16 protein-coding genes and 1 tRNA gene are annotated in these 13,012 nt (G+C 45.2%); 9 read left to right on the plus strand and 8 right to left on the minus strand.

Annotation, left to right across the window (positions count from 1 at the left end; genetic code table 11):
* Positions 1 to 4: 4 nt before the first annotated feature.
* Positions 5 to 250, minus strand: a complete 246-nt coding sequence (locus tag EWU21_RS06110) for a MoaD/ThiS family protein (RefSeq protein ID WP_130895936.1) — start codon at positions 248 to 250, stop codon at positions 5 to 7.
* Between the two features lie 37 nt (positions 251 to 287).
* On the opposite strand from EWU21_RS06110, the gene moaA reads away from it, so the two are divergent.
* On the plus strand, positions 288 to 1,280 hold the full coding sequence (gene moaA, locus EWU21_RS06115) for a GTP 3',8-cyclase MoaA (protein ID WP_130895937.1): 993 nt from the start codon (positions 288 to 290) through the stop codon (positions 1,278 to 1,280).
* A 15-nt stretch (positions 1,281 to 1,295) separates the two neighbouring features.
* A complete protein-coding gene (locus EWU21_RS06120; RefSeq protein WP_130895938.1) occupies positions 1,296 to 2,273 on the plus strand; it encodes a bifunctional heptose 7-phosphate kinase/heptose 1-phosphate adenyltransferase in 978 nt (325 codons plus the stop codon).
* Between the two features lie 49 nt (positions 2,274 to 2,322).
* On the opposite strand, the gene EWU21_RS06125 is transcribed toward EWU21_RS06120, so the two are convergent.
* From EWU21_RS06125 to EWU21_RS06135, 3 genes are read right to left on the minus strand one after another with little or no spacing between them, the layout of a single operon-like run.
* Positions 2,323 to 2,709, minus strand: a complete 387-nt coding sequence (locus EWU21_RS06125; protein ID WP_130895939.1) for a RidA family protein — start codon at positions 2,707 to 2,709, stop codon at positions 2,323 to 2,325.
* On the minus strand, positions 2,699 to 3,493 hold the full coding sequence (cobA, locus tag EWU21_RS06130; protein WP_130895940.1) for a uroporphyrinogen-III C-methyltransferase: 795 nt from the start codon (positions 3,491 to 3,493) through the stop codon (positions 2,699 to 2,701). Before cobA ends, EWU21_RS06125 begins: the two co-directional genes overlap by 11 nt.
* A 4-nt stretch (positions 3,494 to 3,497) precedes the next feature.
* Complete coding sequence (locus tag EWU21_RS06135; RefSeq protein ID WP_130895941.1) at positions 3,498 to 5,573, minus strand: HEPN domain-containing protein; 2,076 nt, start codon at positions 5,571 to 5,573, stop codon at positions 3,498 to 3,500.
* Between the two features lie 115 nt (positions 5,574 to 5,688).
* Here EWU21_RS06135 and EWU21_RS06140 point away from each other — a divergent pair, with 115 nt between their 5' ends.
* From EWU21_RS06140 to EWU21_RS06165, 6 genes are all read left to right on the plus strand, one after another.
* Positions 5,689 to 7,170, plus strand: a complete 1,482-nt coding sequence (locus EWU21_RS06140; protein ID WP_201738096.1) for a S10 family peptidase — start codon at positions 5,689 to 5,691, stop codon at positions 7,168 to 7,170.
* A gap of 32 nt (positions 7,171 to 7,202) precedes the next feature.
* Positions 7,203 to 7,290, plus strand: a tRNA-Ser gene (locus tag EWU21_RS06145).
* A gap of 345 nt (positions 7,291 to 7,635) precedes the next feature.
* The gene (locus EWU21_RS06150; RefSeq protein WP_130895942.1) at positions 7,636 to 7,881 is read left to right on the plus strand and encodes a DUF6364 family protein; all 246 of its coding nucleotides are present in this window, start codon (positions 7,636 to 7,638) and stop codon (positions 7,879 to 7,881) included.
* 1 nt (position 7,882) lies between these two features.
* Positions 7,883 to 8,296, plus strand: a complete 414-nt coding sequence (locus tag EWU21_RS06155) for a type II toxin-antitoxin system VapC family toxin (RefSeq protein WP_130895943.1) — start codon at positions 7,883 to 7,885, stop codon at positions 8,294 to 8,296.
* 65 nt (positions 8,297 to 8,361) lie between these two features.
* Positions 8,362 to 8,946 carry a 3-keto-disaccharide hydrolase gene (locus tag EWU21_RS06160; protein WP_130895944.1) on the plus strand — a complete coding sequence of 195 codons (585 nt, stop codon included), beginning with the start codon at positions 8,362 to 8,364 and terminating at the stop codon, positions 8,944 to 8,946.
* A 49-nt stretch (positions 8,947 to 8,995) separates the two neighbouring features.
* Positions 8,996 to 9,268 carry a rhodanese-like domain-containing protein gene (locus EWU21_RS06165; RefSeq protein ID WP_130895945.1) on the plus strand — a complete coding sequence of 91 codons (273 nt, stop codon included), beginning with the start codon at positions 8,996 to 8,998 and terminating at the stop codon, positions 9,266 to 9,268.
* 51 nt (positions 9,269 to 9,319) lie between these two features.
* On the opposite strand, the gene lpdA is transcribed toward EWU21_RS06165, so the two are convergent.
* Positions 9,320 to 10,714 carry a dihydrolipoyl dehydrogenase gene (lpdA, locus tag EWU21_RS06170; protein WP_130895946.1) on the minus strand — a complete coding sequence of 465 codons (1,395 nt, stop codon included), beginning with the start codon at positions 10,712 to 10,714 and terminating at the stop codon, positions 9,320 to 9,322.
* Between the two features lie 81 nt (positions 10,715 to 10,795).
* Between lpdA and prfB the strand changes: the two genes are divergently transcribed.
* Positions 10,796 to 11,870, plus strand: a protein-coding gene (gene prfB, locus EWU21_RS06175) for a peptide chain release factor 2 (protein WP_394364236.1) whose coding sequence is annotated in 2 segments (ribosomal slippage) — positions 10,796 to 10,846 and positions 10,848 to 11,870 — 1,074 coding nt in all. Because the reading frame shifts where the segments join, the coding sequence is not laid out codon by codon here.
* Between the two features lie 137 nt (positions 11,871 to 12,007).
* On the opposite strand, the gene EWU21_RS06180 is transcribed toward prfB, so the two are convergent.
* The 3 genes from EWU21_RS06180 to EWU21_RS06190 are packed head-to-tail and all read right to left on the minus strand — an operon-like array spanning position 12,008 to position 13,007.
* Positions 12,008 to 12,328 (minus strand): hypothetical protein, encoded by a 321-nt coding sequence (locus tag EWU21_RS06180; protein ID WP_130895948.1) that lies wholly within the window; start codon positions 12,326 to 12,328, stop codon positions 12,008 to 12,010.
* Positions 12,315 to 12,620, minus strand: coding sequence for a hypothetical protein (locus EWU21_RS06185; protein ID WP_130895949.1), 306 nt, complete (start codon positions 12,618 to 12,620; stop codon positions 12,315 to 12,317). The genes EWU21_RS06180 and EWU21_RS06185 overlap by 14 nt, the downstream gene beginning before the upstream one ends.
* Before the next feature lie 3 nt (positions 12,621 to 12,623).
* The gene (locus EWU21_RS06190) at positions 12,624 to 13,007 is read right to left on the minus strand and encodes a TraR/DksA family transcriptional regulator (protein ID WP_130895950.1); all 384 of its coding nucleotides are present in this window, start codon (positions 13,005 to 13,007) and stop codon (positions 12,624 to 12,626) included.
* Positions 13,008 to 13,012 lie beyond the last annotated feature (5 nt).

Genomic DNA, 13,012 nt, shown 5'->3' on the forward strand with positions numbered 1-13,012 from the left:
CGGATTATCCGCCACTCACGGGTGGAATTAAGGCAATTTCCATCGTATCAGATAGGATAAAATCCGGTTCTGGGAACCGATGTTCGGCTGCAAGACGTAAAGAAGGTAGATTTTTTAAAGCCGGATGCAATGAGCGCAGCGTTTGTAACATTTCCTCCACGGTCACCGAGCCCTCTTTTTCGATCGAAATCGTGGACGATTTTAATAAATCCCGGCAAATACCGAACAGCAAGATGTGGTAGGTTGACATCGTTTTTTGTACCTTTGGTAACTATTGAACAAATATATTGGATAATCCTCAGCTTTTAGATAATCACGGCCGCGAATTGACGTATTTACGTCTTGCGGTGACAGATCGTTGCAATCTGCGCTGCACCTATTGTATGCCGGCAGAGGGGATTAACTATATGCCGGAGCGCGAGTTGTTGAGCTGGGAGGAGATGTTTCGCTTGACCCGCATTTTACACGAAATGGGGATTAAAAAGGTTCGTATTACGGGAGGAGAGCCCTTTGTTCGCAATGGTTTGCTGGATTTTCTAACGAATTTAGCGGGCTTGAAAGACCTAGAAATCTGTTTGACGACGAATGGCGTGTTCATTGGTGAGTACATAGAGGCGCTGAAAAAGCTAGGTGTTCGTCACATCAATTTAAGTCTAGATTCGCTCGATCGGGATCGCTTTCATCAGATTACCAGGAGAGATGATTTTGCCAAAGTCTATGCAAATCTGATCCGCTTAATCGACGCCGGTTTCAAAGTCAAGATCAATGCGGTCGTGATGCAGGGTAAAAATGAAGATGATATACTTGCTTTGACGGAGTTCGCTCGTGAGTATCCGGTATCAGTGAGATTCATCGAAGAAATGCCGTTTAATGGTTCCGGACTGGTAGAAGAAAAGCTATTTTGGGATCACGCCCGCATTTTAGAACGTATCCGTTCGCAATTTCCGGACTTAAAAGCGAGACCCTTTTTGTTCGGGGAAACAGCAAATACCTATGATATTCCTGGATTTAAGGGTAATGTAGGTATAATCGCGGCCTTTACCCGGACTTTTTGCGGAAGCTGCAATCGCATTCGACTAACGGCCAAAGGTCAAGTCAAGACTTGCCTCTATGATGATGGCGTTTTTGATATGAAGCCGTATCTTCGTAGTGAAGTGAGCGATGAGGAGGTGAAAGCACAATTTTTGACATTATTTAAATCGCGTCCTTTGGATGGATTTGAAGCAGAAAATAAACGAAAAGGAGTCATCACCGAATCGATGACGACTATTGGAGGCTAATTAAGTAGTAAGTTTATGAATCCATTATCTACTCTGATTGAGAAATTTTCAAGCCTGCGCGTTCTGGTGATAGGTGATTTAATGGTGGATGCCTATACCTGGGGAAAGGTGAATCGCATTTCGCCGGAAGCACCTGTTCCCGTTGTGAACGTGATTAAGCGTGAATCTCGCTTAGGCGGAGCCGGAAACGTGGTATTAAACATCGCGAGCCTTGGCGCAAAACCCTACGTTTGTTCGGTCATCGGAGACGATTCCACAGGTGAAACTTTACAAGGAATTTTACAAGCCGCTGGTCTTTCCACTTCAGGTATCATAACCGAAAAAGGTCGTCCTACGACGGTCAAAGAACGTGTCATCGCTGGATCCCAGCAATTGATTCGTGTGGATTCGGAAACGGAGGCGCCTGTTTCGCTTGCTTCGTCTAAAGCCTTATTGGAGCAAGTGAAAGCGTGGTTACCAGAGGTCGATGTGATTCTTTTTGAGGATTATGACAAAGGAGTTTTAAGCACAGAGTTGATTCAGGAAATTATCTTGATGGCCAAAGCGAAGCAAATACCAACCGTCGTAGATCCGAAGAAAAAGAACTTTTTCGCCTATAGCGGAGCCACTTTGTTCAAACCCAATTTGAATGAATTACGGGATGGTTTAGGTTTAGATGCCTCAGCCATTGCTCCAGAAGCCATCGCGAAAACAGTGGCGGATTTCAAAGCTGCGCAATCATTTACGGGTCTATTTGTGACGATGTCTGAACGCGGTGTCTATATGGATTTCGCAACTGACCAAATTCAAATTCCCGCACACATCCGCCAAATCGCTGATGTATCAGGTGCCGGTGATACCGTAATTTCCATCGCGGCTTGCGCTCTTGCCGCTGGCGGATCTGCTGCGCAAATCGCGGAGCTCGCTAACTTAGGCGGAGGCTTAGTCTGCGAATCTCTGGGAGTGGTTCCGATTGACGTGGAGTTGCTGAAAAAAGAAGCCGCAAAAATATAAAAAAAAGCCCCGAATTTTTGTTCGGGGCTTTTTTACGGGCTTATTAAATTTATCCCACCCAAGCCGTAAACTCAATCTCCACTTTATATTGCGGAGCGATCAAGGCTGAAATTTCATAAATCCCAGTCGTAGGTTTGATGTCTCCAAAGAAATGGGCGTGAGCTCGAGCGATGTCTAAATTCTTGGAAATATCTGTCGTGAAAATACGCGTGCGGACTACGTCATTAAGAGACGAACCAGCCTCTTCTAAAACCACCGCGATGCGTTCGATGATGTTATAGGTTTGGGCATACAAATCGTCAGCCGTTATTTTTTCGCCATCCACTAGGGCTACTGTGCCGGAGATTTCTAGCAAGTTTCCTGTCTTTACCGCGCGGCAGTAGCCGAAGGTATCTTCGAAGGGTGAACCGCTGGAGATGTTAATTCTATTGCTCATTTTCTTTACTGATTTTCGTGATTTGTTGCCATAATTCCGGCTTTGCGTGACGCACAACCTCGCCTATGACGATGACAGCCGGATTGCTCAAGCCTTCTTTCGAAGCCATGGAAGCTAATTCTGCAGCTGAAGATACGCCAATTCGTTGATTTTTCATCGTTCCGTTTTGGATAATGGCGGCGGAGATGTCACCTTTGCCATATTTTTGGCATAAATCTGAAATCTCTTTTAGCTTATTCATCCCCATGAGAATGACTAAAGTGGCAGAAGATTGCAAGCCTAAAGCTAGGTCAGCTGTCAAAGAGCCATCCGATTTCGTCCCCGTCATCACCCAAAAGCTCTCGTTCACCCCCCGAATCGTTAAAGGAATTTCCGCGCTTCCCGCCGCCGCATAAGAGGAGGAAATGCCTGGAATGTAATCCGTTAATAAACCAAAACCACGCGCATATTCGATTTCTTCTTGACCACGGCCAAAGACAAAAGGGTCGCCGCCTTTCAAGCGAACCACGTGTCCTAAAGCATAGGCTTTCTCAACAATCAACTTGTTTATAGCCTCTTGGGAATGGCTTTCGCCTGCACGCTTACCCACATAAATCTGCTCGCAGGTGGGGGAGCAATGTGCTAACAAGCTTTGGTCAACTAAAGCATCGTATAAAACGGCCTGCGCTGACGCGATAGCTTTGATGGCTTTCAAGGTGATCAACTCTGGATCGCCGGGGCCAGCACCCACCACCGATAATTTCGGGTGAGGTTCTAATGTTCTGAAATGGCTTAAGTTCTTCATAGGATTAAGAGCGGGCTATTTTGGCAGATTGTAAAAAGGCGTGGGCTTGCGCTGTATAAGAGGCCGCAAATTCCGCTGACGGTTCGTTTTGATTAATCTGTAAGACTAATTCAGCGAAGCTAGGAGCATCTACGGCAAATTCGCCAGTAGCTACAAAGTTTTCATCGAACTTGTTAATGACCGAAGTTTGAGTAGGGACGGAAATCGATTTATCTAATAAGAGCGCTTTCGCCGCCGAAATAAACACGCTATAGGCATGGTAGATCGCATCTGCATAGCGTTTGTCTTCTAGTGCCGCCGCTGTCCATTCGTATTTTTCGTCTGATTCAAACAAAAGCGTTGCGACTAAGTCAATCACGACACCCGCACATTCTCCCACCCCGATTTCGGTAGCGAAGTTTTCTGAGGCGCCCCAGTCGATGAAATCATCATCCACCAGTGTGCTTAGATCTGCGATGGGCTTTAATAAATCGTAGAAGTATTTCTCGCCTTGGCGATCGTAATAGCTGTGGAAATACTCGTCTGCCAGTGCGTTCTCTTCGAAGTTATTTAATAAGGTGCGCAAGACTTGAGGACCTCTTTTCGATGGAACTTTAATCACTTTATCCGCGATTTTTCCTTCGCCATTGCCTAGTGTCGCGCCGCCTAATAAGACCTGCAAAGCTGGTAAAACGCGTTTGTCCGCGGCTTTCAAAGAAGAGCCGTGGAAGCCGATCGACGCCATACTGTGTTGTCCACAAGCGTTCATGCAGCCGGAAATTTTGATCTTCATCGCGCTGTCGTGAATCAAGGATGGGAATTCTTCGGTGATGACCGCCTCTAATTTCGAGGTGATATTCGTCGAATCAGAGATCGCTAAATTACACGTGTCCGTTCCCGGGCAAGCCGTGATGTTCGCGATGGAATTAGCGCCCGGAGCCGCTAATCCGTGTGCGTCTAATACGGAGTAGACGTAGGCCAAATTCGCGGTAGGCACATATTTTAGCATCAAGCCTTGGTTAATCGTGATGCGAATATCATCGCCGATATAGCCAGTAAATGCCTCGATTAATGAGCGAGATGTTGTACTGGAAATATTGCCGTTCAGGATGCGCACATAGACCGCGTGGAATCCTTTTTGCTTTTGTTCAAAGGTGTTGGTCGCTAACCAAGTGGCGTAGTCTTCAGTAGCTGGTGTGGCAACGTTTGCTACTAAAGTAGGCGGAGTAACCTCCCAAGCCGTAGCCGATGGAATCTCGAAAGAATGATTTTTTAAGGCTTTCGATTCAGCTTTTACTAGGTCCATAAAGGCCTCGAAACCGATCTTTTGGATCAAGAATTTCATACGCGCCTTGTGGCGGGAATTGCGTTCGCCGTGGCGATCGAATACCCGTAAAATCGCTTCGATGAAGGGGATTACGTTGTTTTCTGCTAGGAATTCGTGTGCCACGTGAGCCAGCATCGGTTGTGCACCTAAGCCACCACCCACGACTACTTTGAAGCCGCGTTTGCCGTCCACGATTTTGGGAATAAAACCCACATCATGTAAATAGGCCAAAGACGTATCTTCATCTGTATTCGAGAAAGACATCTTGATTTTACGACCCATTTCTTGGCAGATCGGGTTACGCAAAAAGTAACGGAACGCCGCATCGGCGTGCGGGCTTACGTCAAAAAGTTCTTTCGGATCAATTCCCGAAGTAGGGGAGGCCGTGATGTTTCGCACGGTGTTTCCACAAGCCTCGCGCAAGGTGATATCGTCCTGCTCTAATTTTGCCCAAAGTTCCGGCGTACGGTCCAGCGACACGTAGTGAATTTGGATATCTTGACGTGTTGTTAAATGAAGGTTGCCGGTCGAGTATTCATCTGAAATATTTGAAATGCGCTTCCATTGGTGGAATTGAATCTTGCCATAGGGCAATTTAATACGGATCATTTGCACTCCCTGCTGGCGTTGTCCATAGACGCCGCGCGCCAGGCGAAGACTTCTGAATTTTTCCTCATGAATCTCGCCAGCCTTGAATTGAGCGATTTTTTTCGCTAAATCCAGGATGTCTTTTTCAACAACGGGGTTTTCTATCTCAGAGCGGAAACTTTGCATAATTTATTCTTAATTGTTTATAAAGTCTATATAATATATAGAGTAGGTGCAAATCTACGAAATAACCTTTTATTGCCAAAGAATTTTTATATTCGTTTTCATAAATCTTCTATCGATGAAAAAATTATTGACGATTCTTTTTTGTGCACTTACGCTTAGCATGTATGCTCAAACAAATGCGCAAATCGGGAAAGACCCGGCTGGCGTACAGGTTGTGAAGACGAAGCACTCGATTACGATCGCCGGCAAGGTGATTAACTACACGGCGACCACGGGTTACATGCATATGAAGGCGGATACGGGTAAGGTTTTGGCCAAAATCTTCTTCACCTACTACGCTAAAGACGACGAAGACGGCGCCAAACGCCCTGTCACATTCACTTTCAACGGTGGCCCAGGCTCAGCCTCTTTATGGTTACACATGGGCGGCGTAGGTCCCAAGCGCGTAGTCTTGAAAGACGACGGCACCGCCACCGCAGCCCCTTATTCCTACATTCCCAACGAATTTTCTTGGTTAGACAAAACGGATTTAGTCTTCATCGACCCCGTTTCCACCGGCTATTCCCGCGCTGTGGGCGAGTCCGCAAGCAAATACCACGGTTATGTCGAGGACATTAAATCCGTGGGCGACTTCGTGCGCAACTTCCTGAGCCGCTACGACCGCTGGGCCTCGCCTAAATTCTTAGCCGGCGAAAGCTACGGAACCACTCGTGCCGCCGGATTATCGAAATTCTTGCAAGACGAACACCGCATCTACATCAATGGCGTCATCTTAATCTCGGCGGTATTAAACTTTGGCACAAACGATTACAACATCGGAAACGATCTACCTCGTGCGCTATATATCCCTTCTTACACAGCCGCAGCCTGGTACCACAAAAAATTAGCGCCAGCCTTACAGGCGAGACCCATCGCAGACGTATTAAAGGAATCCGAGCAATGGGCGATCGGGCCCTATGCCACCGCATTAATCAAAGGCGGTTGGATGTCTGATGCAGAAAAAACGGCCATTGCTGAGAAGATGGCCTACTATACGGGCCTTTCTAAAGAGCTTTGCCTTCAAGCAAACCTTCGCCTCGACGAAAACCGTTTCTACAAGGCTCTACGCCGCGCGGACGGACTTTCGATCGGTCGTTTGGATGCTCGTTTCACTGGCCGTAACCTAGACGACGCTGGCGAATACGTCGATTTCGATCCCTCATTCACAAACATCGACGGACCTTTCACCGCCACGATCAACGACTATTTATCTAAAGAATTGAAGTTCACGGAGGAGAAAGGCTACAACGTCTTCGGCGAAGTATACCCTTGGTCTTACAAAAACGTCCAAAACAAATACCTGAACGTCGCGGAAAGTCTTCGGGATGCGATGGCCAAAAACCCGAACCTAAAAGTCTACCTCGGCTGCGGCTACTACGATTTCGCGACCCCGTACTTCACGGCGGTCTACGACATCGAGCACATGTTTTTGCGCCCGGAGCAACGCTCCCGCGTAGACATTAAATACTACGAATCAGGCCACATGTACTATATCCACAAACCATCCTTGATCCAATTCAAGAAGGATATCGATTCCTTTTTCGATTCGTCGAAATAATTTGCTATTTTTGCAACCCCACGGACTCATCTAGAGGGGTGTCCGAGTGGTTTAAGGAGCACGCTTGGAAAGCGTGTGTAGGTCTCAAGCTTACCGAGGGTTCGAATCCCTTCCCCTCTACAAAGCCTCTCAGCGTTAGCTGAGGGGCTTTTTTTATATGGGGCCGAGTAATGTGCTTGCATAGTTAATCGGCCCCATATGAAAAAAGAACAGGATTCGCGAAGCGAATGCTGTAGGCTTTGTGCTAGATGCCCTGCGGGCTGACAGCGGAACGGAGTGGAGCTGTCACTCCCTGTTGCAAATATCAAGTAACTGATAATCTGATCAAGATATCATCCCCTTTCTTGTTGTTCTAGATCTCATCGGCTACTTTCACGGCAGATTAATTTAATCTTCTAAAAGAGCGTCTTTTTGAAAATTATACGTACAAATTAATTATATTTGCACGTATAAAATCTAAAAGCTATGGATGCTAAACTAACTTTAAAGCTAAATCAAGACATAATTGAGCAAGCAAAAAACTATGCTAAAATGAAAAATACAAGTCTTTCTCAGCTAATTGAGTCTTATCTAGGGATGTTAGTGGAGCCTCGACCTATTCACGAGGTCACCCCCTTTGTCAAAAGTTTATCAGGAATAGTCAATCTTCCTGAGAATTTTGATTCAAAAGAGGCATACAAAAAATATATCCAAAACAAATATTCGCAATAGAATGACAAACGTATTTGTTGACACGGATGTATGTATTGACCTCTTGTCTGGGCGGCAACCCTTTGCTAAACCGGCAGAAATTTTATTTTCACTTGCCGATTTAGGTAAGATTAAATTACATGTATCCTCTCTTACTTTCTCCAATATTGATTATGTCTTAAGGTCTCAATATTCTAGTAGTCAGTCTCGACTCACTTTGTTGAAATTTAAAACACTTGTTCATGTTTTGACAGTTGATAGCAAGACCATAGACTTAGCTATTGCTTCCGATTTTACTGATTTTGAAGACGCGATACAATATTGTTGTGCATTGGAAAATTACCTGAAAATCATTGTGACGAGAAATCTGAAAGACTTTAAAAAGGCTAACATTCTAGTAGTAAATCCCGAAACTTTTATCGCATTAGAATTATAATTTACCTTTCATTTTTAAACTTTTAAGTTCATATTTACCTCCATAAATTAAACCTATAAGTTAACATGAAGAACCTTTTTCTCCTTCTCCTCTTACTAAACTTCTCCGCCCACGCCCAATGGGTCGAACTATTCAACGGCCGCGACTTAACAGGCTGGAAAGCCAGTGAAAATCCAAGTTCATTCCAAGTAAAGGACGGCGAATTACGCATCGAAGGCCCCCGCGGACATCTTTTCTATGATGGACCTGTTGGAGACCATTCCTTTAAAAACTTCGAAGTAAAAGCCCTGATTAAAACCTATCCTGGAGCGAACTCTGGCTTATATGTTTGCACGGCATTTCAACCCAGCGACTGGCCCTCTCAAGGCCACGAAATACAAGTCAATAATTCCCACACGGATTGGCGCAGAACGGGTAGTCTCTATGGCATTATCGACACCGCGGAAAAATTAGTGCACGACGAAGAATGGTTCGAATTATACATAAAAGTAGAGGGGAAACACATCACCACGAAGATCAATGGGAGAACCGTAGTCGAATACGATGAGCCAGCAGATAAGAAAAGAATTCAACCCGGAACGATCGCCATTCAGGCTCACGATCCTAAAAGTAAGATTGACTACAAAAGCATTCAGGTGCGTCTGAATTGATTTTTACATTTGTTAAATTTTTTTGCTGAAAAAATGTCCAACTTGGGTCATGATCACGCAAAAAGAAGTAAAATCCAATTTGAATACTGATCGCATTATTCTTGTGGACGTTCGTTCAAAGGAAGAATACGATGCGAAACATATCCCGTCAGCCTTACACATTCCTCTCACGGAATTAGCCGAGCGGATGAATGAAATTCCGACCTCCCGAAAAGTGGTAACGGTCTGTGGAAAAGGAGGAGGCAGATCCGCTGATGCTGCAAAACTTATTCCAGGTGCCGATTGGCTAGAAGGAGGAACAGAGGCCTATTTCCAGCCATAAAAAAAAGAGGAGCCTTTTGAGCTCCTCTTTCTATTTATACAATGCTGTAGATTACAAATCCACTGCCTCTCCATAAGCCGCTTCTGTCGCGCCTTTGAAGGCCTCTGACATCGTCGGGTGAGGGTGAACTGTTTTCATAATCTCGTAAGCCGTGCTTTCTAACTTGCGAACCACAACCGCCTCAGCGATCAATTCTGTTACGTTGTAACCGATCATGTGAGCGCCTAATAATTCACCGTATTTGGCATCATAAATAACTTTTACGAAACCATCACGAGCACCGGCAGCCGTTGCTTTTCCAGACGCTACGAATGGGAATTTACCCACTTTGATATCGTAACCTGCTTCTTTGGCCTTCTTCTCCGTCATACCTACCGAAGAAATTTCCGGGTTGCAATACGTACAGCCTGGGATGTTTGTGTAGTCCAAAGCCTCTGTCTTGTGACCCGCCATTTTCTCTGCACAAATAATCGCTTCTGCTGAGGCAACGTGTGCCAAAGCCGGACCCGGAGTCACATCGCCAATCGCGAAATAACCAGGGATATTCGTTTCGTACCAAGCGTTTACTGGAATACGGCCTTTGTCTACGATAATACCCACTTCTTCTAAACCGATGTTTTCTAAGTTACAGATCACACCCGCTGCAGAAAGAACGATATCGCATTGGATTTCTTGGTTACCTGTTGGAGTTTTGATGCTCACTTTGCAACCTTTCCCTTTCGTATCCACTGACTCCACGCTCGAAGACGTCAAGATGTCGATACCCATTTTCTTGTATTGCTTCGCTAATTCTTTCGAAACATCTTTGTCCTCTACAGGAACGATGTTTGGCATGAATTCTACGATCGTTACTTTCGTTCCCATCGCCGCATAAACGTAGGCAAATTCAACACCGATCGCACCTGAACCGATCACGACCATCGAATCTGGACGTTTTTCTAAGCTCATCGCCTTGCGGTATTCGATTACTTTTTCGCCATCAATAGGCACATTAGGCAATGCACGAGCGCGAGCACCCGTTGCAATCATGATATTTTTTCCTTCGTAAACGGTTTTCTTTCCGTCTGCGTCTGTTACTTCGACTTTCTTACCAGGTTGGATTTTTCCAAAACCCATAATTACGTCAATCTTATTTTTCTTCATCAAAAACTGAACGCCTTTGCTCATGCTATCCGCCACGCCACGAGAACGGGAAATAACCGCAGAGAAATCAGCTTCAGCGCCTTTTACGGTAATTCCGTAATCAGCCGCGTGCTTGATGTATTCGAAAACTTGGGCAGATTTCAAAAGGGCTTTGGTAGGAATACATCCCCAGTTTAGGCAAATACCACCTAAGGATTCTTTCTCTACAATTGCACATTTTAAACCTAATTGAGAAGCTCGGATAGCTGCTACATAACCCCCCGGGCCTGAGCCTACCACGATCAAATCGTATTGTTGCGCCATTTTATTGCTTGATTTAAATGAATGAGGCCGCAATTTAGCACAAAATCGGGTATATTTGCACTTTATTAAGTAGAAAAACACATGACTAAAGACAGGTTCAATGACCTGAAAGCCAGAATAGAGGCTTTAAGGAGGTATCTTTGACTACGATCACAAGAAATATTTAATCTCTGAATTAGAGACGGTCACCTTGGATCCCGAATTTTGGAACAATCCTGACAAAGCCGAAGGCACGATGCGCGAGATGCGTGGGCTGAAGTTTTGGACAGATGGGTTCGATAAACTCGCGAACGCACAGGGTGATTTAGAAACCATCTGGGAATTTTACGAAATGGGTGAAGCCACCGAGGCGGAAGTGGATGCAGAAGGCGAAAAGCTGGAGGCAAACCTGGAGGCTTTGGAATTCCGCAAAATGATGTCTGACGAAGGCGACAATATGAGCGCCGTATTAGAAATCAATGCGGGTGCTGGTGGAACCGAATCCCAAGACTGGGCAGCCATGTTATTGCGCATGTACCACATGTGGGCAGAAAAGAACGGCTTCAAGGTACGTTTAGTGGATGAAAATCCGGGGGACGTAGCTGGAATCAAATCCGTAACCATCGAGGTCGATGGTGAATTTGCCTACGGTAATTTAAAATCAGAAAACGGTGTGCACCGCTTAGTGCGTATTTCTCCTTTCGACTCGAATGCGCGTCGTCACACGTCGTTTGCCTCGGTCTACATCTGTCCTCTAGCGGATGATACCATCGAAATTGAAATCAATCCAGCCGACATCGATTGGGATACCTTCCGTTCCGGTGGCGCAGGAGGCCAAAACGTGAACAAAGTCGAAACCGCGGTTCGTTTAACTCACAAACCTTCTGGAATCATCATCGCTTGCCAGCAAGAACGTTCGCAATTAATGAACAAAGAAGTGGCATTGCGCCTTTTGAAGTCCAAATTATACCAAATCGAAATTGATAAACGCAACGCTGCGCGCGCCGAAGTGGAGGCTGGCAAGAAGAAGATTGAGTGGGGTTCGCAGATCCGTTCCTATGTATTAGACGATCGCCGCGTGAAAGATCACCGCACGAATTACCAAACATCAAATACTGATGCGGTGTTAGACGGGGAGATTAATGAGTTTATTAAGGCGTATTTGATGGAGAATTAAGTCGGGAGTCGCTAGTCGATAGTCACTAGTCGGGAGTCGATAGTCGCTAGTCGATAGTCGGGAGTCGATAGTCGATAGTCACTAGTCACTAGTCGGGAGTCGATAGTCACTAGTCGATAGTCACTAGTCGGGAGTCGTTAGGCTTTGTCTGATGATTCTTCTACTACCGCGGTTTCGGTTTCTGCTTCCAATGACGCCAGGTAATCTACTAGTAAGTCCTTTGCGTAGGAAAGTGCTAGCGCCAGGGCGTAAGATTTAATGGCATCGCTCACGAAGGAGCCTTTCTTTTTCGAGCCCGAGAACATGGAATAAAGTAAATAGCCACCTGCTACGATGCCGCCTGCGATTAACAGCTGGTTGCCTACCTTTTTGTATTCAGTAACGGTCTCAGTTAATTGCTCTTGAATTTCAGCCGCTTGGCTTTCTAATTCTGCTCTCTTTTCTTTATTCTGACTCATTTTCGCTCGGTTTTAGGGATAAGAAAAGAAATAGGCTGGCTAGGCCCATAATGCCAGCCATGATGAAATAGCCGATAAAACGGCTCTCTAAAACTTGGTTGATCCACTCCGATCCTCCTAAAAGAAGGAAAAATAGGGTAATTGTGAAACCCGCTGCCACAAAAATAAGTTTGAAAATTCGAACAAGAATCTCCTCTAATTTTTCCTGAATGTCTAACTTGATAAGCTCAAATTGCGTTTTGAGATAATCCGTTATCAATTCTACAAGGCGGTTATTTTCGAAAAAACCCATGGTTTATTTTTGCTTTAACTTCGCTTCAATCGAGTGTTGCGTGTGCGGTACTAAACGCAAACGTTCTTTGGAAATTAACTTTCCTGAATCAATACATATCCCGTAAGTCCCATTCTTAATGCGCATTAAGGCATTTTCCAGGTTCTTCGCGAACTTTTGCTGACGAACAGCTAATTGATTTAAGTTTTCTTTCTCTGCGGTGTCAGCCCCGTCTTCCATCACTTTCGAGTTTCCGGAGGTAGCGTCTGTACCCGTATCATTCTTTTTATTCAATGACTCGCGTAAATACTTTAATTCAGCATTCGTATCATCTAATTTAGCACGGATAATTTCTTCAAACTCTTTTAATTCTTCGGCAGAATATCTTTGTTTTTCTTCGTTGGCCATAAATC

Origin of the sequence: Aquirufa antheringensis (assembly GCF_004307425.1) — a bacterium.
GTDB classification, from domain to species: Bacteria; Bacteroidota; Bacteroidia; order Cytophagales; family Spirosomataceae; genus Aquirufa; species Aquirufa antheringensis.

Coding starts and splice junctions, on each gene's coding strand:
- lpdA (WP_130895946.1), bottom strand. CDS start 10,714: ATGGCGCAACAATACGATTTGATCGTGGTAGGCTCAGGCCCGGGGGGT.
- EWU21_RS06150 (WP_130895942.1), top strand. CDS start 7,636: ATGGATGCTAAACTAACTTTAAAGCTAAATCAAGACATAATTGAGCAA.
- EWU21_RS06135 (WP_130895941.1), bottom strand. CDS start 5,573: ATGCAAAGTTTCCGCTCTGAGATAGAAAACCCCGTTGTTGAAAAAGAC.
- EWU21_RS06160 (WP_130895944.1), top strand. CDS start 8,362: ATGAAGAACCTTTTTCTCCTTCTCCTCTTACTAAACTTCTCCGCCCAC.
- EWU21_RS06120 (WP_130895938.1), top strand. CDS start 1,296: ATGAATCCATTATCTACTCTGATTGAGAAATTTTCAAGCCTGCGCGTT.
- cobA (WP_130895940.1), bottom strand. CDS start 3,493: ATGAAGAACTTAAGCCATTTCAGAACATTAGAACCTCACCCGAAATTA.
- EWU21_RS06180 (WP_130895948.1), bottom strand. CDS start 12,328: ATGAGTCAGAATAAAGAAAAGAGAGCAGAATTAGAAAGCCAAGCGGCT.
- EWU21_RS06155 (WP_130895943.1), top strand. CDS start 7,883: ATGACAAACGTATTTGTTGACACGGATGTATGTATTGACCTCTTGTCT.
- EWU21_RS06165 (WP_130895945.1), top strand. CDS start 8,996: ATGATCACGCAAAAAGAAGTAAAATCCAATTTGAATACTGATCGCATT.
- EWU21_RS06185 (WP_130895949.1), bottom strand. CDS start 12,620: ATGGGTTTTTTCGAAAATAACCGCCTTGTAGAATTGATAACGGATTAT.
- EWU21_RS06125 (WP_130895939.1), bottom strand. CDS start 2,709: ATGAGCAATAGAATTAACATCTCCAGCGGTTCACCCTTCGAAGATACC.
- EWU21_RS06140 (WP_201738096.1), top strand. CDS start 5,689: ATGAAAAAATTATTGACGATTCTTTTTTGTGCACTTACGCTTAGCATG.
- EWU21_RS06110 (WP_130895936.1), bottom strand. CDS start 250: ATGTCAACCTACCACATCTTGCTGTTCGGTATTTGCCGGGATTTATTA.
- EWU21_RS06190 (WP_130895950.1), bottom strand. CDS start 13,007: ATGGCCAACGAAGAAAAACAAAGATATTCTGCCGAAGAATTAAAAGAG.